Source organism: Paraburkholderia lebeckiae (assembly GCF_050436225.1).
Classification (GTDB): Bacteria; Pseudomonadota; Gammaproteobacteria; order Burkholderiales; family Burkholderiaceae; genus Paraburkholderia; species Paraburkholderia tuberum.
Window position 1 is genome coordinate 2,755,471 of sequence record NZ_JBNDLU010000002.1, and the last position, 21,568, is coordinate 2,777,038.

Below are 21,568 nucleotides of genomic sequence, written 5' to 3' on the forward strand. Positions count from 1 at the left end.
TGCAAGTTAATGGAGTCTTCGGTGCACTTGGCCCTGCCTGTGCTTGGAACCGGCAATCACATTTGGGATTTCAACTGCCGTGCCGGGCCTGTGTTTGGCTGAAGTTGTATGCGCCGCACGCTGCGCCTAGACGTCCTCCGGCCACAGGGAGCGCCCTGACATCTGCTAAAAAATCGTCCCGAGAACTCAAATAAGTCGTATACGCCTTATTTTAGCTGTATGCGCTCTGTACGCAAGTGCTTTTTAGCGGAAAACTGTGCGCTCCGCAAATTTTCTGAAGACGTGCATGCTGTTACGGAAGGCTTTTGGTATTGCGGTGAGCTCGGAACGCAAGTTGCGAAATCTGACGCAAGCGCAGCTCGCAGAGCTTTCCAACGTCCATCTATCCGCGCTAAGTAACCTTGAGCGCGGTGCCCGCCCTGCCTCCTTCGACACCATGGAAACTATTTCTTTAGCTCTGGGCGTTCCGTTGTCGACACTTTTTAGGCGAGCGGAGGAGTTGCAACAATCCAACCCCGGCCTTTAGACAAACCGGTCTCCGTGGCTCGCGGTGAAAACTCGTATATCCGGCTTCCGAATCGAGCCGGGTATGCAATCAAGAGGCTCGTCGAGGGCCAGGAGCGCTGTGCAGAAGGCGGCGATGGGACGGTCCGCAGCAATGTAAGCAGAGGCCTAAGCAGTCGACGGACTTGGGAAAGCCTTGGCCTCCTTATTTGCCAGCCGTGAGCCACGCTTCGACGACGTCCTGTCGCCAACGGAGCAGTTCGCGGTCAAACAGTTCAGCGCGGGGTGGTAGCAGCCAGGGACGGTGGCGTACTCGCAAGATGATTGTGCGCGTTGAGACGTTCAGCAGTTCACCCAGCTCTTGAGCATCAAGATAGGAGTGGCTGTGGGTTAATTGTGACGTGGTCATCCGGCGTCTAGAGCAATAGCTTTAAACGCATCCCGCCCTCGGCCTAAACCCGTTTACTTGCACGGCCGGCTGAGAGCGTACAGCGCTGGTCGGCACAGTTCCGCGACCTCCCTGCTCAAGCAGGCTTTATCGGCAGCTGGGAAGGATTTGAAGAGAAAAGTTCGTTGCGCCAATATTCACCGAAACGGGCGGCCTTGGCAGCGAGCACGGTAAGAAAAGGCGTGGAGGTCAATGCGCTCACGTGCCTCCTGCTAGAGCAGAGGTACTCGATGCGGATTTGTCTAACCCTCTTTTCGGTCGGGCATGACAGTCACTTTGCCAGATAGGCGACCTCGTAGGGTGGCAATCTCATCGCGAAGCGTCTCGTTTATCGAGGCCACTTTCGCATTGTCTGCCTCACTATCTTCCAGTTTCTTTGTCAGGTCCCGTATTCTATCTTGGGCCTTATCTAACTCCTCTGCCTTAGCATCGCGTTGCTGCCGCGCGGTACGGCCAGTCTTTACGCGGATTTCTTCGGCAATTATAGGATAGGTGTTGTGAATCAACGCGGGAGTAACGCCTATTTCACTTGCTATCGCTGAAATGCTCAAAGTCAAACCGTTCTTTTCGAACCGTCGAATGGCGAGTCTCAGCGCCAACCTAGTCTTGGACCGGTCGCGGACTCTCGGCTTTGACGCCGCGCTTTTTTCGGTTGTTTTCATACCTTCCTCCGTTAGATATACGCCGCAGCCTGTTCCGCTGAAGGCAGTGGAACCTGAAGGTCAGACAGCACCTCCGTCGAACGTGCAATCGAGCGCTGGGCTTTCTGTACGACAGCTGGTCCACAATCAATGATTGCCGCCAAACGAAGATTATCAAGGTGAATCATCTGCCAAGTGGGAGCCTGCTCGTGGTCAATAACGGACTGAGAACAGTCGGCGCAGTCCGTGGGCTGGTAGATGCCTTGTCCATGACATTTGCGGGCGCCGCTTAGGCACCACGAATGGCCGGTGCAGCGGATTTCGACGTGCTCGGCCGTCAGCAGCAGCAGCTCTTCAAAGTCACGCACGGGAATTGCGCGCGTTAGCATCAGCTTCCGCGTTTCCATTACCTTTCTGCCTGCACCGCCGCTCAAAGGAGCATCGGACTGCATCCACCCTTCCATCAGCTCCGCACGTGCGGCTGTTTGCTCATCCTCCAATTCCCGATACAGCGAACTGTCTTGGTAGGGATTGGAAGCATAAAGCTCGGTCCACGACATCGACGCGTGCTTGAGCTGCCACTTGAGAAACACCAGCCCCATGCGTCCTAGGCGCGAGTTTGCGACGTTATAGCCGAAGGTACGGCGGCACTGGTGATTGGCCAACTTCCAGTCCGACCCAACTCTGCGAGCCAGCCCCTGAAGCTGAACGTTGCATGACTGGTCCTTCAGCGTGTCGACGCAAGAGCCCGTGCCAAGATGGTCTGAATGACGTTTATCCAAGCCAAGGAACATGTGCTTGGAGATTTCGCGAACATGGTTGAGTCGGCTAATCGCGTCTGTAATAGACAGTCCATTCTGAAGCAAGCCGTTCTCATCCGCACCTTGATTCAACAGTGTCTCAAGCCATTTCGCTTCGTCGGCCAATCTTGCCTGCAGCGGCTCCGCGTAACGCTGCAGGACTGCCAAGGCTTTCAACGTCTCTGGAGGGACTAAAAAATCAACGATACCTTTGCCGGTTTTGAATTCAATGGTGCGTACCCAGTGGTACGTTACTCCAATCTTGACCTCTACACGCCAGCAATCATTGGTAATTCCTATGCATTCGCTATTGCGCATTCCAGATGTAATCTCTGTGAGGTAAAGGGATGAATCACGTATCTCAATCAATTCTGATGCAACGGCACCGATTCTCCCTGCGTCTCGAGCTTGAAATACTGCCTCGCTGTCCAATACTCGAGATTCGCAGTACGCAAAGAGGTCGCGCTGTAGCGAACGCGGAATAACGGGAGTCTTACCGGTACGTCCAGATGGACCGCCAATGTCGTCGTCGTTGCAACCGCACGCCTGACGATGTGTCTGTTCTCCCCATGGATTCTCGGCCAAGGGATGCAACACTTCAAACTGAAATCTCCATATTAGTTCAACGATAGCGGTTATATTTCGTATGGAACTTGCCTTGAGTTTTGTACTCAAGTCGCCAATGAAATCGCTTAAATGAATCGCACGGACGTCGCTAAATGTTTCCACCCGTTTCGCGGCCAATTGGCAGAGCAGCTGACTCGCACCCGCCGCCGTTTGAAACGCATAGCTTACAGACCAAGGATGACCATGCGGACCGCGACGTAACGCGCAATACAGCGCCGCCTTTGCGTCATCCACAAGTGCCTTAGGAACATCCGCCGGCCAGTTGATTATGAGCTGGGAAAGTTTCCTATTCTTTGGCCCTCGCGCGTGCAGCGAAGCTAGTTTCCATGTGCGGTCACCAATCCTACTTACCGCATATTCGCTTCCGTGCTCGTCGGCAACCGCTGAAACGATGACGTCATCTCGCTCCACCTGGGACATACCAACTAAGCTGACGGGCTGAGCCCCCAGCATTTGAGAAGCCTCAGGACTAACATAGACCAAAGGATTCCCAGACGGCTGACGTTTTGCTCGTCTCGACTTCTTCGCCGAAGTGGAAGCAGAAGTTATTCCGTCACTCCTTGAACTCTTTCCTAAGCTAGGCGGTGACGCCTTACCGCCTTCGACCTGAATGGGAGACATAGCCGACTCCTATCTTACTGACAATCGATGGTGAGACATGTCACTCTCTCCCCGGCATGCGAGCGCGCGCCCGCCGACTCAATTTCATTTGGTGCACCCAAAATGGATGCAACCGCTCCTCGGTCTTTTTGCGTGCCGCTTTGACGACGCTGGCGGGAAACTGCCGCTTCGTAAATTGGTCAATGTAAGGGATTGCGATTCTGTACCGGTCCCGCAGGTCTTCTAAATCATCATTTTTCGTCCGTTCTGGACCTAAGACTGAGTCAAGGTATTTTAGTTCTTCCATCGCAAATACTTGAAAGCTGAAGAGCCGCCAAATCTCGTCGACAGTACCGACAATCGCAAAGCTGGAGCAAAAAAGGCACATGATGTAACGGTCGCAATGAGTACGTCCGTCGCGCGGTGCGAATTCCCCATTAAGACTGTCTTTGCAGCCAGACACAGGCGTCGATTCGAGCGGCACCAACGGGCGGCCTTCGACATCAGTTGCCACCGGCACGACCCTGATAACTTTTGGGCTTATGGAAGGCTTTGACGTAGCTGTGGCTCCCCCCCGCATCACGTCGATGTAATCCTCGTTGAGGAATTCAGCGGCTTCGGCTTTCCTTTCTTCGTTTATCGAAGGATAATTCGAGGCCGCCACTTGCCTCGAATTGCCCATTAAATTACTGGTCTTACCCAAGTCACCGTCAGACACGCGCAAAGCACGGTCAAAAAAAGATTTACGCGTACGGCTGAAATTGATTCGCAGAGGCTTGCCATCGTCGCCAAGCAATTTGTGCCGCTCAATCAATGCTTTAATTGCCAATGCCAATGTCACAATCGAAAGACAAGTGACTACCGACTTCTGGTTCTCGCCTGTGCGATAAAGCCAGACGCGATTCTTAATGCGAGGCGGGGCTTCTTCCACGAGAGCTTCCGTGTCTTTGATAGCCTGCTGTAGCACAGCGCCTTCAGCTAACCCAAAGACAGCGTCGCCAATGCCTTTCTTACCGGTGTCAGACTTTTTCTTTGATTCGCCTGACCCGGCCCGACCGACACTCGCCCTCATCTTTCGGTTCCGGAACTTAACCGTCGCGACGCGTATTGTGCCGGGAATAAGCCCGGGAGCCACTGCATCCCTCCTTAACTCCAAGAGGGGTGTCGGATTACCGCCCTGGCGATGACCCACGAGCAAAAGCCTGAGTCCCTGTATCTCTCCTGGATTAAGTATGAGCCTTCGGTGGTACACAGAAGCGAGGTCAGTTTTGATTGCGCTAGCCATGCGCTCCTGCTCGGCTTCGCTCAAACTGGTTTGTTTGCTTTCACCGGAACCCCAAGGAAGAGCTTTCCTCTCGAAGAATTGCGAAGGGTCGCCAGGAATCAGGTCGAGTTCGAACATCTGCTTCAGAACAGCTTTCACGTTTTTGTAATAACTTCGAACTGTCTCTTTGGTCAAGCCGCGCCGCCGCCCGCGTGCTGCCAACCAGCCGGTAAACTCTTTTACGTGTGATGGAAGCAGCTGTGTCGGGGATGCAATGCTGAGAGCACGACGACCCTGAGTAAGGTACTCAAAGAAGTAGGAAATGTTTTGTGAATCTTGGCTGACGGTAGAGGTCTCTCGCGCTCCCGAAAGGAGCCAAGCACGGAGGCAAACGAGCACCGACCAAACCCATGCATCAATGCCGCGCCCCAACCAAACGTTGAAGTCGATGACTCTTCGATTATGCGCGAATCGCTCTTTTGGACCCAAGAGGGCCACCATGTCGATGCGTGCATCTCCGGTGCTCGCAAGCTGCGCAACAGCGCTTGGACGAGCGGGAGCGTCGGGCACCGGAGTCGCGGTGCGGGCCTGTTCCCTGCGAGTGGGACTAACCTGGTAGATTTTTTTCCGTGCCATCAGGAGCCTCGCGAACTTCCTGCACGCTAAGTGACCATTGACGTGTATGTAGCAAGCAAAGCGGACGTCGCATCGTAGAGATGGTCGAACTCTTCAACCACCGCTAACGCTTCCCGACCGGTTATCCGCTCAATCTGGTCGAGGTACACCATCGTCATCAACACGCTCTTATGTCCGAGCTGGTCGCGCACGTAGATGAGCGGCTCCATACGAATCTTTGGTTGTTCTCGAAGGAGCAACAATGTATGAACGGCGTAGCTGTGACGGAGCATTAACGCGCCAATAGGAAAGCCGACCTTGCGACCAAGGTCACTCATGACCTTGTGCACCGACTCTTTGCCGAACGGATTGCCGCACACGGTCAACAGAAGCGTTTTTTGCTCGCGCGTCGACACTACGTGCCGATTTCGTTCAAACTGCGCGTACGCATGCATCTCTTCCATCAAGCTGTACGGAACGTCCACCCATCGAGACTTGTCCAGCTTGATGTCCATTTGATGCGGGTCGAGGTGCACCCGTATCATGGTGCCGGGCCTTAAGTGCGGCTTCGTGGCGGGGTCGAATACTGAGGCCAAAGGGAAGGTGCGTGCTTCAACTGACCGCAAGCCTACCCGAGCCATGAGGTCGAAGAGCAGTCGGTGCGCCGTCGAACGGATAGCGGCCCGTGCTAGGCTCACCTGCGTCGCGGTGAGAAAGACAGGCTCCTTATCCCATTCGTCGAGAATGAGAACCGGTTTGTTGCTGACTTGCTCGCCATCCGTGACGTGGACTAAGTCGTGGGCGATGCCGTGGGAGGTCACCTCAGAGGAGCTAAAGGGCACCTCCACAAGCATCCCACGTCTTACCGCCCATCGATACAAATTTGCGATAAGTCTGATTCGACGATTGATGGTGCTTGACTGGAGTCTAAGGTCGAAGCTTTGCCAGTCGCGGTACACAGTTATTACGCTCTGACCCTTGGATTCGTATGACTGATTCCAAGTGAAGTCATTTGCGTGGAGATAGCGAGCGAAATCCCACACAATCCTCCCGTAAGTTTCCCAGGTCTTCAGGTCGAGCGCTTTCCCCCGCTCCAGCAGTATCCAACGAAGATAGCTATGAAACGGCTCGGCTGGCGTCATTTCGTCGCTGAGGATTAGCGGAAACCCGGGCCGGGGGCGACCGGCATAGACAAAGTCCGACGTGGAAAAGAGAAGCCTCATGTCTGAGCCTCCCGCAGCATCGCAACTGCTTTCCTGAACGGAACCCGCCACAAGTGCATGACAAGGTCAATAGCGCCACCGCCGCCCTTCCCAGCCCTTGTGTCAAAGAATCGGGGCCCGTCGACCAGAAGCTCCCAGTCAGCGTCCCCGGCGTACACGTGCACGCGCAGTGTCGACTTTGCTTTCAGGGGTTTGAAGTCGCGGTCCACCTTGACGTAGGTCGCCAATAGCAGAAGTACCTCCAGCGCCGGGAGGTCTCTGTACCGCTGCAATTCAAAGTTATCCACAGGCGCCATTCTTCCCCCGCACCCCCATCTGCTACTCGTCTCATAGAGACTGTAGGGAAGAATAGCATCTCATTGTTTTAAAACAAGTTTTTTACTAACTAATGACGGTTGACCATCCAGTCGGCGGTTTCGAAGAACGAGCCGAGCAGGCGCTCGCGCAGCGGCTCCGGCAGGCCGACATCCTCCATCGCCCATGCCATGCACCTCAACCACTGGTCACGCTCGCTCGACGCGATCGCGAACGGCAGATGCCGCGCGCGCAGACGGGGATGGCCAAAGCGGCCGATGTAATGATCGGGACCGCCGAGCCAGCCGCACAAAAACCAGAATAGCTTGTCGCGCGAACCCTCGAGCGACGCCGGATGCAGCGCGCGAATCCCGGCGAAATCCGCCTCGAGATCCATCAGGTCGTAAAACCGGTCGACCAGTTCGCGCACCCGCGTCTCGCCGCCCACCTGTTCGAAGGCCGTCGGCTTATCCGAAGACACTTCGTCGTTCAAATCGCTCATACCTGCTCAACAGCAAAAAGACATCACCAGGGAAACTCACGCGTCGCGCAGCGACTGCAGCGCTGGCCGCGCCAACACATGCCGCAAACTCAGCCAGCCGCCGACACCGGCACACGCGATGCCGGCCGCAACGCCCACCGGCAGCAGCCACGGATCGAAGTCCAGATAAAACTCGAACACGTGCGTGGCCAGCATCGAGCCGACGATCTGCGCGCCGAGCGCCGCCATCAGGCCGGCAAGCGCGCCGACCGCGACGAATTCGGCCACCTGCACCGCCCGCACCTGACGATGCGATGCGCCCAGCGCACGCAGCAGCGCGGATTCTCGCATACGCTCGTCGCGCGTGCCGGCGAGCGCCGCGTATAGCACCAGCACGCCGGCCGCGAGCGTGAAGGCGAACAGGAATTGCACCGCGCCGATCACCTGCTGCAACACGCGCTGCACCTGCGCGAGGATCGGGCCGGTATCGATCGCGGTCAGATTGGGATACGTGGCGATCAGGCCGTCGATCGTCGACTGTTTGTCCACCGGCAGATGGAAGCTTGTGATGAACGTCGCCGGAAAATCCTGCAACGAAACCGGCGGCATCAGCACGAAGAAGTTGACCTTGAAAGAACCCCAGTCGAGCTTGCGCACGCTCGTCACCGGCGCCTCGACAGTCAGCCCCGTCACGTCGAAGCGCAGCACGTCGCCGGGCTTCACGTTGATCAGCTTCGCGAGACCCTGCTCGATCGAGATCTGCGGCTTCGTCGTATCGCCGAACCAGGTTCCCGCGGCGATCCGGTTGTCGTCGGGCAGTTGCGTCGTGTAGGACAGGTTGAACTCGCGGTCGACCAGTCGCCGCGCATCCGCGCCCTTGAACGAATCCGGATCGACCGCCTTACCGTTGATCGCGACGAGCCGCCCGCGCACCATTGGCGACAGCGCCGCGCCGGCGATGCCGTGCGCGTCCAGATACTGCGTGACCGCGTCGCGCTGATCGGGCTGGATGTCGATGATGAACTCGTTGGGCGCATCGGGCGGGGTCGATTTGCGCCAGCCCTGCACGAGGTCGTTGCGCGTCATCGCGATCAGCAGCAGGCACATCAGGCCGATGCCGAGCGCGGTGATCTGCAGCGCGCTGGTACTGCTGCGCCGCTCGAGCGACGCCAGCGCATAGCGCCAGCCGATGCCCGCATTGACGCGCTCGCTGCGCACCACGCGCGCCGCGCCCCACAACGCGAGCCGCGCGATGCCGGCGAACGCCAGCAGCCCGCCCGCGAATCCACCCGCGACGATGCCCCCGAGCTTCAATTCCCCCGCGGCCAGTATCAGCAGTCCCGCGAACAGCACGATGCCGAACGCGTAGGCGGCCCACGCAGTGCGTCCCTCCTCGCCCCATTCACGCCGCAGCACGCGCACCGGCGGCACGCGCGTGAGCGGCAATAGCGGCGGCAGCGCGAAGCCGAGCAGCAGCACGAGGCCGGCCGCGATGCCTTCGAGCGCGGGCCACAGCGTCGGCTGCGGCAGCACCACGTCGATCAGGCCGCCGAGCCACGTCAGCAGCGCGAGATGCCCGAGATAACCGAGCGCCACGCCGAGCACGCCGCCGAGCACGCCCAGCCCGACGAATTCGAGCGTGAACAGCGCGCGCAGCGCGGCCTGGCTCACGCCGAGACAGCGCATCGCCGCGCAGCCGTCGAGATGCCGGCGCATATAGCGGTGCGCGGCCATCGCGATCGCGACGGCCGCGAGCAGCGCGGTCAACAGCGCCACGAGCGTCAGGAAATGGCCCGCGCGATCGAGCGTCTGACGCACCTGCGGCTGGCCGTCCTGCAGCGACTCGAGCGCGACGCCGCGCATCTTGCCGCCGTCGACGCGCTCATGCGCAAACTGCGCGAAGCGCGCGACCGCGTCGTCTGAACCGGCGACCAGCAGCCGGTACGTGACGCGGCTGCCATAGGTGATCAGGCCCGTCGACGGTACGTCAGCGGCGTTCAGCATCAGGCGCGGCGAAAAGTTGACGAACGAAAAGCCGCGATCGAGCTCGCGCGTGATCAGCGCGCCGACCGTGAAGTTGCGATTGCCGACCTTCACCGCATCGCCGATCTTCAGCTTCAGCGCGTCGAGCAACTGCTGGTCGACCCACACGGTGCCCGGCGCCGGAATCGACGTCGCCGGATGATCGGCCGCACCCGGCGCCGCCGCGATGCGCAGCGCGCCGCGCAACGGATAGCCGGGCGACACCGCCTTGACGGCGGCGAGCCGCGAGGCAGGCTGCGCGCCGGTCGAATTGATCATGCTGGGAAAGATCGCCGTGGTGGCGGTGCGCAGGCCCAAGGCGTGCGCCTCGGCGGCGAATTGCGGATCGACCGGATGATCGGCGCGCACGATGAAGTCGGCGGCGATCATGCGCCGCGCATCGCGCTCGAGCCCCTGATGCAGCCGATCGCCCAGAAAACCGACGCTCGACAACGCCGCGACCGCCAGCACGAGCGCGAGCAGCAACATCGTCAGTTCGCCCGCGCGCCAGTCGCGCGCCGTCATCCGCATGGCCTGGCGCAACAGATCGATGCCGCCAAGCCGCCGCGCCGGTCTCGTGTCGGCGCGCGTCCTTGAACCCGCCTTGGATCCTGGTAGTGCTTCGCTCAATCGTGCCTACTCCTCGCAAATCGCGACACCATGTGCGTGGCCATGCCGCGAAAACCGCCCTGCACGCCACGCCACAATCGCGGCAATGCCCACGCCGCGAGCAGCAGGAAGCCTACCATCAAGACCAGAAACACGAGCGGCACGAACAGCGCAAGCAGTACGCCGCCGACCACGAGGCCGTCCTCGGCGGTCGACGTGACGACGTTCGACACCGGCTCCGGCGACAGGTTGATCAGCGCGCGCGTGCCCGCCTTCGCGAGATGCGCGGTGCCGGCGAGCGTGCCGCCCGCGAGCGCGGCAACGCTCAGCAGCGTCGGATCGGCGTGGCCGAGCGCGCCGGCGGCCAGCACGGCGCCGGCCGGAATGCGGATGAAGGTGTGGATCGCATCCCACAGCGAATCGAACGCGGGGATCTTGTCGGCGAGGAATTCGGCCAGCGTCAGCACGGCCGCCGCGCCGATCACCCATGGCGACGACAGTGCGGACAACGTGTTCGGCAAGTGAATCAGGCCAAGACGTTCGAACACGCCGGCCAGGAGGACCGTCAGATAGAGGCGCAGACCGCTGCCCCATGAAAGGCCCGCTGCAAGTGAAAGTGATTCAAGCATGGCCGCCTCCACGCGCTCAGTGCGTGCCGGGCGCCGCGGCGGGAACGAGCGGACGTTCCGCGCCGAAGCCGTCAGGCTCGCCAGGCCGGCCGCGCCAGCCAGGCCGCGGGCAATTTCAAGGTCGTTTCTGTCTCATTATAGCTACGATAATTCGCAGAACGCAGAGCGGCGAAGCCTTCGCTGTGGCTTGCAGGCAATGGCGGCCGCGCCCCGAGCGCAGGTGGCCGCCCGGTCAGTGTCCCGACGACAGCTTCAGGCCGACGAGGCCGATCACGATCAGCGACGCACTGGCGACGCGCGCGACCGTCAACGCCTCGCCCATCATCACGACGCCGAAGATGAACGCGCCGACCGCGCCGATCCCTGTCCAGACGGCATAGGCTGTGCCGAGCGGCAACTGGCGCATCGCGAGCGCGAGCAGCACGAAGCTGCCGAGCGCGGTCACGATCGTGAAGACAGACGGCCACAAGCGGGTGAAACCTTCGGAAGTTTTGAGACCGGCCGCCCACGCGACTTCGAGCAGACCGGCAATCAGGAGAAGAAACCAGGACATCGACACAGCTCCATGAAAAATGGGGCCGTCCCCGATGATTGATGCACGCGCAAGGTCGTCCTTACGTCGGGAAATTATAACGAAGCGGCATCGCGGACGAACTCACACCGCGCCCACCAGCCGGTACCCGACGCCCGTCTCCGTGACGATATGCTCCGGTTGCGCCGGATCGCGCTCCAGCTTGCCGCGCAGATGCGCCATGTAGATGCGCAGATAGTGGTGACTCTCGACGTGCGACGGCCCCCACACGTCGCGCAGCAACTGCCGGTGCGTGAGCACGCGGCCCGCATGGCGCACGAGCGTCGCGAGCAGCCGGTATTCGATCGGCGTCAGATGGACCGCGGCGCCGTCGCGCGTAACCTGGCGCAGCGCGAGGTCGACGGTGACCGCACCGAAGCGCACCTGCGGCGATTCGTTCGCGCCGCCGTGATTGCGCCGCCGCAGATGCGCGCGGATCCGCGCAAGCAACTCGGACACGCCGAACGGCTTGGTCAGGTAATCGTCGGCGCCGGCGTCGAGCGCGGCGACCTTTTCGCTTTCCTGGGTACGCGCCGACAGCACGATCACCGGCAGCTCGCTCCAGCCGCGCAGCTCGCGGATCACGTCGAGGCCGTCGGTGTCGGGCAGGCCCAGATCGACGATCACGAGATCGGGCTTGCGCGTCGCTGCTTCGACGAGCCCCTGCTTGCCGGTCTCGGCGTCGTGCACGGCGATGCCCTCGCCTTCGAGCGCCGTGCGCACGAAGCGGCGAATCTGCTTCTCGTCTTCGATCAGAACGACGGTGATGCTCAGGTCACTCATGGGTGGGTCGGGTGAGCGGGTTGAGGTCGGCGGCGGTGTCGGTGGCTGCGCCTTCGTCTTCGAGCGTATCAAACGTCTCGGGTGCGTCGGGCGGCGTCTTGACCGGCAGCGTGAACCAGAAGCGCGCGCCCTCGACGTGGCCATCCGTGGCCATCCGGTTGAGCGCGCCGATTGTACCGCCGTGCGCCTCGACGATCGCGCGGCAGATCGCGAGCCCAAGGCCGATGCCTGGTTTCGCCGACTCCTTCTCGCCGCGCGTGAACTTCTCGAACACGCGCGCTTCCATGCCGGCGGGCAGGCCGGGGCCGTTGTCGTCGATCGTGATGCGCACGAACGGCGTGCCGTCCGCGTCGATCTGCTGCGCGCCGATCGCGAGCGGCGTGCCGGACGCCGTGTATTTGGCCGCGTTCTCGAACAGGTTCGAGAACAGGCGCTCCATCAACACCGCGTCGAGATGCAGCAGCGGCAGATCGGCGGGCAGCGCAACCTGCACCGGATGATCCGCGAGCACACGCTTGCACGCTCGCAGCGCGGCGCCGACGGTCTCCTCGAGCAGCGTCCATTGCTGGTTCAGTTGCAGGCTGCCGGCCTGCAAGCGCGCCATGTCGAGCAGATTCGTGACGATGCCGGTCATGCGCAGCGCTTCTTCGTGGATTGCGTCGACGAGTTCGTCGTCACGCCGCGCGGCGGATTGCGCGTCGGTCCGCAAAGAGGCATTCGCCTCGCCTTCTGTCCGCCCCTGTCCCGCCTGCCGCCCCTGTGCGAGCATCGACGAAAACCCGACGATCGTCGTCAGCGGCGTGCGCAGATCGTGCGAAATCGCCGACAGCAGCGAATTGCGCAACCGCTCCGACTCCATGTGGACGAGCGCATCGCGCGCGATATCGACGTAGTGCACGCGTTCGAGCGCGAGCGCGATCTGCGCGGCGAACGCGTCGAGCATGCGGCGCTGTTCGGGCACGGTCAGCTCGCGCTCGTCACGCACGACCGCCGCGAGCACGCCGCGCGTGCGCATCGGCGCCTTCAGCGGCAGATACAGCGCCGCGGCGGCCGGTAGCGTATCGGTGCCGTGGCCGGCCGGCTTCTGCTGATCGTAGACCCACTGGCCGACGTCGAGATCGAGCGCGTCGCCTTCGAGCGTGATCGCCGCGTCGGGGTCCTCGATCTTCTGTTTGACCTTATCGACGCTGTCGGGCAGCAGAATCGCGACGCGCGCGCCGAACACCTCGCTCACGTGCCGGCTGCCGATCCCGACGATCTGCTCGGTGGTCAGCGCCGCGGCCATCTCGCGCGCCATCTCGTACATCGCGCCGGTGCGCTGCTCGCGGCGTCGCGCGACACTCGCCTCGCGGCGCAGGCTCGAAGTCAGATGGCTGATCACGAGCGACGTCAGCAGCATGCCGAAGAACGTCAGCAGGTACTGCGTATCGGAAACCGACAACGACATGCGCGGCGGCACGAAGAAGAAATCGAACGCGGCGACGCTCGCGAACGACAGTACGACACCCGGCCCGCGTCCGAGCTTCACCGCGGTGAAGATCACGCCGAGCAGATACAGCATCACGAGGTTGGTCAGATCGATGCGGTCGATCAGTTGGCTCGACAGCAGCGTGATCGCCGTGCCGATCGCGAGCGCGAGCGCGTATGCGCGTGGCGGCGAACGGCGCTCGCGGGCCGCGCTCAACGCCTCGCGCCACGCGTTCGCGGTCGTGTTCAACAGACGCCGCTGCTCGCCGCCATCGCGCTCCGACGACACGCGAATCAGCGTGAGATCGAGATCGCCGCTCTTCTCGGCGATGCGCTCGCCAACCGGCCGGTGCAGCCAGCGGCTGATGCCGGTGCGCGACGACGCGCCCGCCACCAGCTTCGACACGTTGCGCGCCTGCGCGTAACCGATCAGCGCGTCGAGCGCATCGGTGGCGGCGAGCGTCGCGGTTTCCGCGCCGAGCTCGGCGGCGAGCTTCAGCGCGTTCAACGTGCGTTCGCGGCGCGCGTCGGGCAGGCGCTGCAACGCGGGCGTTTCGACATAGACCGCGAGCCAGTCGGCCCTCAGGCTCGCGGCGAGGCGCGCCGCCGAGCGCACCAGCGCCGGCGCCTCCGGACCGGGACCGACGCACACCAGCAGCCGCTCGCGCGCCTGCCAGATACGCTGGATCGAACGATCGGCGCGGTACTCGCGCATCTGCGCGTCGACGCGATCGGCGGTGCGACGCAGCGCGAGCTCGCGCAGCGCGATCAGGTTGCCCTTGCGAAAGAAGTTGCGCACCGCGCGCTCGGCCTGCTGCGCCAGGTACACCTTGCCGTCGCGCATGCGGTCGAGCAGTTCCTCGGCCGGCAGATCGACGAGCGTGACTTCGTCGGCATGATCGAACACGCGATCGGGCACGGTCTCCCACACCCGGATGCCGGTGATCTGGCCGACCACGTCGTTCAGGCTCTCCAGGTGCTGCACGTTGACGGTCGTATAGACGTCGATGCCCGCATCGAGCAGTTCGTAGACGTCCTGCCAGCGCTTCAGATGACGCGCGCCCTGCAGGTTCGAATGCGCGAGTTCGTCGACGAGGATCAGTTGCGGCTTGCGCGCGAGCGCAGCGTCGAGATCGAACTCGCCGAGCTTGCGGCCGCGATACTCGATAGGCGCGAGCGGCAGCACGTCGAGCCCCGCGAGCAACGCGGCGGTTTCGCTGCGCCCGTGCGTTTCGGCGATGCCGACCAGCACGTCGACACCCTCTTCCTGGCGGCGGCTCGCGGCCTGCAGCATTGCATAGGTCTTGCCGACGCCGGCCGACGCGCCGAAGAAAATCTTCAGCCGGCCGCGCTGGCGTTTTTCTTCGTCGCGCTGCAGCTTGTCGAGCAGTTCGTCAGGATCGGGGCGGTTCATGCTCAGTGGTTGTCGTAGTCGTCCGGGCGGCGGTGTCTGCATGGTGGCACGGCCCGCGCCGGCCCGCAAATGGCGGCGCGGCGCCACGCGAAACGCCGCTGTTTCATCGATGAACCGAAATCGCCACTGGTGCGTCGTCGATGCGTTCAGTCTCAGCCGCGCTTCATTTCATCGAGCGCGAGATTGAGCTTCAGCACATTCACGCGCGGCTCGCCGAGCACGCCGAACTGGCGCCCCGTCGTGTAGCGCTCGACGAGCGCCTGCACGTCGTTCGGCGCGAGGTGACGGGCCTGCGCGACCCGCTCGAGCTGATACGCGGCCGCGGCCGGACTGATCTCCGGATCGAGCCCGCTGCCCGACGACGTGACCAGATCGACCGGCACCGGCTTCGACATGTCGGTGCCCGCCGCCTTCAGCGCCGCGAGACGGCCCTTGATCTCGTCGAGAAGCGCGGGGTTGTTCGGCCCGAGGTTCGAGCCGCCCGAGCTTTGCGGGTTGTACGGCATCGGGCTCGTCGCCGACAGCCGGCCCCAGAAGTACTGGGGCGCGTCGAACTGCTGGCCGATCAGCTGTGAGCCGACCACCTTGCCGTTCTGCTCGATCAGGCTGCCGTTGGCCTGTTCGTGGAACGCCGCCTGGCCGAACGCGGTCATCACGGCGGGATATGCGAGTCCTGTGATCGCGGTCAGCACCGCGAAGATCACGATCAGCGGACGGAACAGATTTTTCATGATGGGTCTCTTTCCCTTTTCATCACCTGTGTTGCTGCGTAATGACGCGCTGCGCGCTCAAACCCAGCCGAACGCGGCGAGCACCATATCGATCAGCTTGATGCCGATGAACGGCACGATGATCCCGCCAAGGCCATAGATCAGCAGATTGCGGCGCAGCAGGATCGCAGCGCCTAGCGCGCGATAGCGCACGCCCTTCAGCGCCAGCGGAATCAGCAGCACGATGATCAGCGCGTTGAAGATCACCGCCGACATGATTGCCGAGGTCGGCGTCGCCAGATGCATCACGTTCAGCGCATTCAACGCCGGATACGTCGACGCGAACGCGGCCGGAATGATCGCGAAGTACTTGGCGACGTCGTTGGCGATCGAGAACGTGGTCAACGACCCGCGCGTCATCAACATCTGCTTGCCGATTTCGACGATCTCGATCAGCTTGGTCGGATTCGAATCGAGGTCGACCATATTGCCGGCCTCTTTCGCCGCCTGCGTGCCGGTGTTCATCGCGACCGCGACGTCGGCCTGCGCAAGCGCGGGCGCGTCGTTGGTGCCGTCGCCGGTCATCGCGACCAGACGCCCTTCGGCCTGGTGCGCGCGGATCGTCGCGAGCTTCGCTTCGGGTGTCGCTTCGGCGAGGAAGTCGTCGACGCCCGCTTCGGCCGCGATCGCGGCGGCGGTCAGACGGTTGTCGCCCGTCACCATCACGGTCTTGATGCCCATCTTGCGCAGCTCGGCGAAGCGCTCCTTGATACCGCCCTTCACGACGTCCTTCAACTCGATCACGCCGAGCACGCGCGCGCCCTGCTCGACTTTCTCGGCGACCACCAGCGGCGTGCTGCCGCGTCGCGCGACATCGGCGACCGCATTGCTGACTTCGTTCGGGAAACGGCCGCCGTTCGCTTCGACATAGTGCTTGACCGCATCGGCCGCGCCCTTGCGGATTTCACGGTTCGGCGCCCCGGAGGAAGTCCCCTGGGGGGAGAGATCGACGCCGCTCATCCGGGTCTGCGCCGTGAAAGCGAGAAACACCGCATTCAGCGAGGCCATATCGCGCTGACGGATATTGAAGCGCTGCTTCGCGAGCACGACGATGCTGCGGCCTTCCGGCGTTTCGTCGGCAAGCGACGACAACTGCGCCGCATCGGCAAGCGCTTCTTCGGTCAGACCTGGCGCCGGCAGAAACTGCGACGCCTGGCGGTTGCCGAGCGTGATCGTGCCGGTCTTGTCGAGCAGCAGCACGTCGACGTCGCCGGCCGCTTCGACGGCACGGCCCGAGGTCGCGATCACGTTCGCCTGCATCATGCGGCTCATCCCGGCCACGCCGATCGCCGACAACAGGCCGCCGATCGTCGTCGGGATCAGACACACGAGCAGCGCGGCTAGCGCGGTGATCGTCACCACGTGGCCCGCTTTCGCAGCTTCGACGGAGAACATCGAGAACGGCAGCAGCGTCGCGGTGGCGAGCAGCATCACGATGGTCAGTGCGACGAGCAGGATGGTGAGCGCGATTTCGTTCGGCGTCTTCTGACGCTTCGCGCCCTCGACCATCGCGATCATGCGGTCGAGGAACGCCTCGCCCGGGTTCGCTGTGACGCGCACGACGATCCAGTCCGACAGCACCCGCGTGCCGCCCGTCACAGACGAAAAGTCGCCGCCCGACTCGCGGATCACCGGCGCCGATTCACCGGTGATCGCCGATTCGTCGACCGAAGCGACGCCCTCGATCACTTCGCCGTCGGCCGGGATCACGTCGCCGGTCTCGACCAGCACGACGTCGCCACGGCGCAGATCGGTCGCGGTCGTGATGCGGATCGGCGACTTCGGATGCGGCTCGTTGAGCTTCTTCGCCATCACGTCTTTCTTCGCGCTGCGCAGCGACGCGGCCTGCGCTTTCGAGCGGCCTTCGGCGAGCGCCTCCGCGAAATTCGCGAACAGCACCGTGAACCACAGCCACAGCGTGACCGCAAGGATGAAGCCCACGGGCGCCTCGGCCTGACCGCCGAGCGCGGCGATCCACAGGATGGTCGTCAGGATGCTGCCGACGTACACGCAGAACATCACCGGGTTGCGAAACTGCGTGCGCGGCGTCAGCTTTTTAAAGGAGTCCACGATCGCCGGGCGCAGCAGCGCCGGGTCGAACATGGACCGGGTAGCGTTATGTTCAGTCATTGAATCCTCGAATGTCCGTGGGCGCTTGCAGGCTTGCGGCGTGCAAGCGCCTGTTCGGTCGTTGGCTCGCGGCCGTGGGTCACTGCGCGCCGATCATCATCAGATGCTCGACGCCGGGACCGAGCGCGAGCGCCGGGACGTAGGTCAGCGCGCCGACCAGCAGCACCGTGCCGAGCAGCAACACGACGAACAGCGGTCCGTGCGTCGGCAGCGTGCCGGCGGTGACGGCGATGCGCTTCTTCGCGGCGAGCGAACCGGCGATCGCGAGCACCGGCACGATCGTGCCGAAGCGGCCGAACCACATCGCGATCGCGGTGAGCCAGTTGTAGAACGGCGTATTCACCGTGAGACCCGCGAACGCGCTACCGTTGTTGTTCGCCGCCGAGCTGAACGCATAGAGGATCTCGGAGAAGCCGTGTGCGCCGGGGTTTGCGATGCCGGCCTTGCCCGCCTCGCTGAGCACCGCGATCGAGGTGCCCACCAGCACGAGCAGCGGCGTGAGCAGCACGACGATCGACACCATCTTCATCTCGTAGGCCTCGATCTTCTTGCCGACATATTCAGGAGTACGCCCGATCATCAGTCCCGCGACGAACACCGCGAGCAGCGCGAACACGAGCATCCCGTACATGCCGGAACCGACACCGCCGAAGATCACTTCGCCGAGCTGTATCAGCAGCATCGGATACAGGCCGCCGAGCGGCGTCAACGAATCGTGAGTGTTTGCGACCGCGCCGCACGAAGCCGCCGTCGTCGCGACCGTGAAGATGCCCGACTGCGCGATGCCGAAGCGCGTTTCCTTGCCCTCCGCATTGCCGCCCGCCTGCAGCGCGTTCGCCGACTGATCGACGTTGAGCGCCGTGAACGCGGGATTGCCGCTCTGCTCGGCGCTGATCTCGCCGAACACGCAAACGCCGAACGCGATCGTCATCGCCGCGAGCACCGCGACACCCTGCCGCCGGTCGCCGATCACGCGGCCGAACACGAGCGCGAGCGCGGCCGGGATGATCAGGATCGAGAGGATCTGCACGAAGTTCGAGAACGGTGTCGGGTTTTCATACGGATGAGCCGAGTTGCCGTTGAAGAAGCCGCCGCCGTTGGTGCCGAGCATCTTGATCGCTTCCTGCGACGCGACCGGGCCCATCGCGATGGTCTGCGTCTTCACGGGCGTGTCGAGCGTCACCGGATCGCCCTTCGCGTCCTTCACCGGATTGCCTTGCGCGTCGAGCTTCGGCGCGGCGTAGGTGGTGGTCTGCAGCGTCGGCACCTCCTGATATGCCTTGAAGTTCTGGATCACGCCCTGACTCATCAGCAGTGCGGCGATGATCGCCGCCATCGGCAGCAGGACGTACATCGTCACGCGCGTGATGTCGACCCAGAAGTTGCCGATCGTCTGCGCGGTATGACGCGCGAAGCCGCGCATCAACGCGAACACGACGACGATGCCGGTCGCCGCCGACAGGAAGTTCTGCACGGTCATGCCGAGCATCTGCGTCAGATAGCCGACGGTCTGCTCGGGCGTGTAGTCCTGCCAGTTGGTGTTGGTCACGAAGCTGACCGCGGTGTTGAACGCGCTGTCGACCGACATCGCGCCGAACTGCTGCGGATTGCCGGGCAGCCACCCTTGCACGCGCAGCAGCACGTACAGGAACGCCGCACCGAGCACGTTGAACGCGAGCGTGGCGACCGCGTAGTGCCTCCAGCCCATTTCCGCCGCTGGATCGACGCCCGCAATACGGTAAAGCAGCCGTTCGAGCGGCGCGCCGAAGCGCACCACGCGCGAACTGCCGTCCATCACGGCGCCGAGATAGCTCGCCACCGGCACCGCCGCGGCCAGTAGCACGACGATAAAAAGACTCGCCTGCAGGACATCGTTCGTGTTCATTCAATGTCCTCCGCGCGCAGCAGCGCATACACGAGATAAACGAACAGCAGCGCGGTGGACGCGCCGGCCAGCCACAGCATCCAGGTCATCAGCGCGCTCCTTGTCCGCGGCGCAACTGCATCAGCTTCTCGCAGCCGCCAATCAGCCCAAAGGTCAGCACGGCAAACAGCGCCAGGCCCCCGACATACAGCACATCCATCTCGTTCTCCATTCACGGACTTTGGATGGATAGAACGGTATGCCGATCGGCCTAAAGGGCTGGTCAAAGATCGCGGCGTACGCGTAAAAATCGCGTAAACGGACAAGGCCGTTTCATCTCGCGATGAAACGGCCCTGATGGATGACGTGTAGCGCAGCCCGAGGCCGCGCTGCCACTTTTTACGGCAGCAGGATCGTCGACCCCGTCGTGCGGCGCCCTTCGAGGTCCGCATGTGCCTGCCCGACGTCCGGCAGCGCATAGCGCTGATTGATGCTCGTCTTGACCTTGCCCGAGCTCAGCACGTCGAACAGCTCGGCCGACATCGCCTCGTAGTCGCTGCGTTTCGCCATATAGGTGAAGAGCGTCGGTCGTGTAAAGAACAGCGAGCCGCGTCCCGCGAATTCCGACGAGTCGATCGGCGGCAGCGGACCCGACGCGTTGCCGAAGCTCACGAACAGGCCGAGCGGCGCGAGACAGTCGAGCGATTTTTCGAAGGTGTCCTTGCCGATCGAATCGTAGACAACCGGCACGCCAGCGCCGTTGGTGATCTCGCGTACGCGCTTCGTGAAGTTCTCACGCGTATAGACGATCGCGTGATCGCAGCCGTGCGCTTTCGCGATCTCGGCTTTCTCGTCGGAACCGACCGTGCCGATCACCGTCGCGCCGAGCGCCTTCGCCCACTGGCACACGAGCAGGCCGACGCCGCCCGCTGCGGCCTGAATGAGGATCGTGTCACCGGCCTTCACGCGATACGTGCGGCGCAGCAGATATTGCGCAGTCAAGCCTTGCAGCATCACCGACGCGGCCTGCTCGTCGCTGATCGCGTCGGGCAGCTTGACGACCTGCGCGGCCTGCAGCACGCGCTCCTGCGCATACGCGCCGGGCGGCCGCGCGACATACGCCACGCGATCGCCGACCTTCAGACCGGTCACGCCCGAGCCCACCGCACTGATCTCGCCGGCCGCTTCCATGCCGAGCCCGCCCGGCAGCGGCAGCGGATACAGACCGGTGCGGAAATACACGTCGATGTAATTGAGGCCGACCGCCGTCTGGCGAATGCGGATCTCGCCCGCGCCGGGCTCGCCCACCTCGACGTCGACCCATTTCATGACTTCGGGGCCGCCGGTTTTGTCGAATCGGATCGCCTTGGTCATCATGTCTCCTTCATCTGTATGGATGTGGGTGCGGCGACGCGCGCGCTCACGCCTCGCCGGACAGGCGCAGAGTCAGCACGTCGAGCACCATGCGGGCGGTCGAAATGTTCGTCGCGCACGGAATGTTGTGCACGTCGCACGCGCGCACTAGCGCGTTGATGTCCGGCTCGTGCGGCTGCGGCGTCATCGGGTCGCGCAGGAAAATCACCATGTCGACGCGCCCTTCGGCGAGCTGCGCGCCGATCTGCAGGTCGCCGCCGTGCGGGCCCGACAGCATGCGCTCGACCGTGAGGCCGTGCGCGTCGCTGATGCGTCCGCCGGTCGTGCCGGTTGCGACGATCTCGCAGCGCGCGAGCGTGTCGACGTATTCGCCGGCCAGTTTGACGATGTCGTCCTTCTTGTGATCGTGCGCGATCAGCGCAATGCGGGTGCTCATGA

20 protein-coding genes are annotated in these 21,568 nt (G+C 62.7%); 1 reads left to right on the top strand and 19 read right to left on the bottom strand.

Features of this window, described 5'->3' with window-relative positions; translation table 11 throughout:
- The first annotated feature begins 286 nt into the window (after positions 1-286).
- Positions 287-526, top strand: coding sequence for a helix-turn-helix domain-containing protein (locus OKW45_RS27300; protein ID WP_429472179.1), 240 nt, complete (start codon positions 287-289; stop codon positions 524-526).
- Between the two features lie 502 nt (positions 527-1,028).
- Here OKW45_RS27300 and OKW45_RS27305 read toward each other — a convergent pair.
- The 19 genes from OKW45_RS27305 to OKW45_RS27395 form a co-directional block, all read right to left on the bottom strand.
- Entirely contained in the window at positions 1,029-1,154 is a 126-nt protein-coding gene (locus OKW45_RS27305) for a hypothetical protein (protein WP_429472181.1), read from the bottom strand.
- A 40-nt stretch (positions 1,155-1,194) separates the two neighbouring features.
- On the bottom strand, positions 1,195-1,614 hold the full coding sequence (locus tag OKW45_RS27310; protein ID WP_429472183.1) for a TetR family transcriptional regulator: 420 nt from the start codon (positions 1,612-1,614) through the stop codon (positions 1,195-1,197).
- An 11-nt stretch (positions 1,615-1,625) separates the two neighbouring features.
- Positions 1,626-3,641, bottom strand: coding sequence for an integrase (locus OKW45_RS27315; RefSeq protein WP_429472185.1), 2,016 nt, complete (start codon positions 3,639-3,641; stop codon positions 1,626-1,628).
- Between the two features lie 40 nt (positions 3,642-3,681).
- On the bottom strand, positions 3,682-5,520 hold the full coding sequence (locus OKW45_RS27320; RefSeq protein WP_429472186.1) for a site-specific integrase: 1,839 nt from the start codon (positions 5,518-5,520) through the stop codon (positions 3,682-3,684).
- Between the two features lie 26 nt (positions 5,521-5,546).
- Entirely contained in the window at positions 5,547-6,722 is a 1,176-nt protein-coding gene (locus OKW45_RS27325) for a tyrosine-type recombinase/integrase (protein WP_429472187.1), read from the bottom strand.
- A complete protein-coding gene (locus OKW45_RS27330; protein WP_429472189.1) occupies positions 6,719-7,018 on the bottom strand; it encodes a hypothetical protein in 300 nt (99 codons plus the stop codon). Before OKW45_RS27330 ends, OKW45_RS27325 begins: the two co-directional genes overlap by 4 nt.
- Positions 7,019-7,107: 89 nt before the next feature.
- Positions 7,108-7,518: a group II truncated hemoglobin gene (locus OKW45_RS27335; protein ID WP_429472191.1), complete on the bottom strand. Its 411-nt coding sequence runs from the start codon at positions 7,516-7,518 to the stop codon at positions 7,108-7,110.
- Between the two features lie 36 nt (positions 7,519-7,554).
- Positions 7,555-10,044, bottom strand: a complete 2,490-nt coding sequence (locus OKW45_RS27340) for an ABC transporter permease (protein WP_429473370.1) — start codon at positions 10,042-10,044, stop codon at positions 7,555-7,557.
- A gap of 101 nt (positions 10,045-10,145) precedes the next feature.
- Complete coding sequence (locus tag OKW45_RS27345; RefSeq protein ID WP_090805650.1) at positions 10,146-10,757, bottom strand: DUF4126 domain-containing protein; 612 nt, start codon at positions 10,755-10,757, stop codon at positions 10,146-10,148.
- A 232-nt stretch (positions 10,758-10,989) separates the two neighbouring features.
- Positions 10,990-11,310, bottom strand: coding sequence for a quaternary ammonium compound efflux SMR transporter SugE (sugE, locus tag OKW45_RS27350; protein ID WP_018419983.1), 321 nt, complete (start codon positions 11,308-11,310; stop codon positions 10,990-10,992).
- A 102-nt stretch (positions 11,311-11,412) separates the two neighbouring features.
- Positions 11,413-12,111 carry a two-component system response regulator KdpE gene (gene kdpE / locus OKW45_RS27355; protein ID WP_184010146.1) on the bottom strand — a complete coding sequence of 233 codons (699 nt, stop codon included), beginning with the start codon at positions 12,109-12,111 and terminating at the stop codon, positions 11,413-11,415.
- Positions 12,104-14,992 (bottom strand): DUF4118 domain-containing protein, encoded by a 2,889-nt coding sequence (locus tag OKW45_RS27360; protein WP_429472194.1) that lies wholly within the window; start codon positions 14,990-14,992, stop codon positions 12,104-12,106. Before OKW45_RS27360 ends, kdpE begins: the two co-directional genes overlap by 8 nt.
- A gap of 152 nt (positions 14,993-15,144) precedes the next feature.
- Entirely contained in the window at positions 15,145-15,723 is a 579-nt protein-coding gene (kdpC, locus tag OKW45_RS27365; protein WP_090803729.1) for a potassium-transporting ATPase subunit KdpC, read from the bottom strand.
- A gap of 57 nt (positions 15,724-15,780) precedes the next feature.
- A complete protein-coding gene (kdpB, locus tag OKW45_RS27370) occupies positions 15,781-17,892 on the bottom strand; it encodes a potassium-transporting ATPase subunit KdpB (RefSeq protein ID WP_429472196.1) in 2,112 nt (703 codons plus the stop codon).
- A 79-nt stretch (positions 17,893-17,971) separates the two neighbouring features.
- Entirely contained in the window at positions 17,972-19,777 is a 1,806-nt protein-coding gene (gene kdpA, locus OKW45_RS27375) for a potassium-transporting ATPase subunit KdpA (RefSeq protein WP_429472197.1), read from the bottom strand.
- Positions 19,774-19,866 carry a K(+)-transporting ATPase subunit F gene (kdpF, locus tag OKW45_RS27380; protein ID WP_013088901.1) on the bottom strand — a complete coding sequence of 31 codons (93 nt, stop codon included), beginning with the start codon at positions 19,864-19,866 and terminating at the stop codon, positions 19,774-19,776. The genes kdpA and kdpF overlap by 4 nt, the downstream gene beginning before the upstream one ends.
- Complete coding sequence (locus tag OKW45_RS27385; protein WP_018431541.1) at positions 19,866-19,976, bottom strand: hypothetical protein; 111 nt, start codon at positions 19,974-19,976, stop codon at positions 19,866-19,868. Before OKW45_RS27385 ends, kdpF begins: the two co-directional genes overlap by 1 nt.
- Positions 19,977-20,155: 179 nt before the next feature.
- A complete protein-coding gene (locus OKW45_RS27390; RefSeq protein WP_429472199.1) occupies positions 20,156-21,130 on the bottom strand; it encodes a quinone oxidoreductase family protein in 975 nt (324 codons plus the stop codon).
- 46 nt (positions 21,131-21,176) lie between these two features.
- Positions 21,177-21,566 carry a methylglyoxal synthase gene (locus OKW45_RS27395; RefSeq protein ID WP_013088898.1) on the bottom strand — a complete coding sequence of 130 codons (390 nt, stop codon included), beginning with the start codon at positions 21,564-21,566 and terminating at the stop codon, positions 21,177-21,179.
- Between the last annotated feature and the right edge of the window lie 2 nt (positions 21,567-21,568).

Bases quoted from the DNA above. Each gene is read 5' to 3' on its own strand.
- OKW45_RS27300 (WP_429472179.1), top strand. From the start codon at position 287: ATGCTGTTACGGAAGGCTTTTGGTATTGCGGTGAGCTCGGAACGCAAG.
- OKW45_RS27310 (WP_429472183.1), bottom strand. From the start codon at position 1,614: ATGAAAACAACCGAAAAAAGCGCGGCGTCAAAGCCGAGAGTCCGCGAC.
- OKW45_RS27315 (WP_429472185.1), bottom strand. From the start codon at position 3,641: ATGTCTCCCATTCAGGTCGAAGGCGGTAAGGCGTCACCGCCTAGCTTA.
- OKW45_RS27320 (WP_429472186.1), bottom strand. From the start codon at position 5,520: ATGGCACGGAAAAAAATCTACCAGGTTAGTCCCACTCGCAGGGAACAG.
- OKW45_RS27325 (WP_429472187.1), bottom strand. From the start codon at position 6,722: ATGAGGCTTCTCTTTTCCACGTCGGACTTTGTCTATGCCGGTCGCCCC.
- OKW45_RS27330 (WP_429472189.1), bottom strand. From the start codon at position 7,018: ATGGCGCCTGTGGATAACTTTGAATTGCAGCGGTACAGAGACCTCCCG.
- OKW45_RS27335 (WP_429472191.1), bottom strand. From the start codon at position 7,518: ATGAGCGATTTGAACGACGAAGTGTCTTCGGATAAGCCGACGGCCTTC.
- OKW45_RS27340 (WP_429473370.1), bottom strand. From the start codon at position 10,044: ATGACGGCGCGCGACTGGCGCGCGGGCGAACTGACGATGTTGCTGCTC.
- OKW45_RS27345 (WP_090805650.1), bottom strand. From the start codon at position 10,757: ATGCTTGAATCACTTTCACTTGCAGCGGGCCTTTCATGGGGCAGCGGT.
- sugE (WP_018419983.1), bottom strand. From the start codon at position 11,310: ATGTCCTGGTTTCTTCTCCTGATTGCCGGTCTGCTCGAAGTCGCGTGG.
- kdpE (WP_184010146.1), bottom strand. From the start codon at position 12,111: ATGAGTGACCTGAGCATCACCGTCGTTCTGATCGAAGACGAGAAGCAG.
- OKW45_RS27360 (WP_429472194.1), bottom strand. From the start codon at position 14,992: ATGAACCGCCCCGATCCTGACGAACTGCTCGACAAGCTGCAGCGCGAC.
- kdpC (WP_090803729.1), bottom strand. From the start codon at position 15,723: ATGAAAAATCTGTTCCGTCCGCTGATCGTGATCTTCGCGGTGCTGACC.
- kdpB (WP_429472196.1), bottom strand. From the start codon at position 17,892: ATGACTGAACATAACGCTACCCGGTCCATGTTCGACCCGGCGCTGCTG.
- kdpA (WP_429472197.1), bottom strand. From the start codon at position 19,777: ATGAACACGAACGATGTCCTGCAGGCGAGTCTTTTTATCGTCGTGCTA.
- kdpF (WP_013088901.1), bottom strand. From the start codon at position 19,866: ATGACCTGGATGCTGTGGCTGGCCGGCGCGTCCACCGCGCTGCTGTTC.
- OKW45_RS27385 (WP_018431541.1), bottom strand. From the start codon at position 19,976: ATGGATGTGCTGTATGTCGGGGGCCTGGCGCTGTTTGCCGTGCTGACC.
- OKW45_RS27390 (WP_429472199.1), bottom strand. From the start codon at position 21,130: ATGACCAAGGCGATCCGATTCGACAAAACCGGCGGCCCCGAAGTCATG.
- OKW45_RS27395 (WP_013088898.1), bottom strand. From the start codon at position 21,566: ATGAGCACCCGCATTGCGCTGATCGCGCACGATCACAAGAAGGACGAC.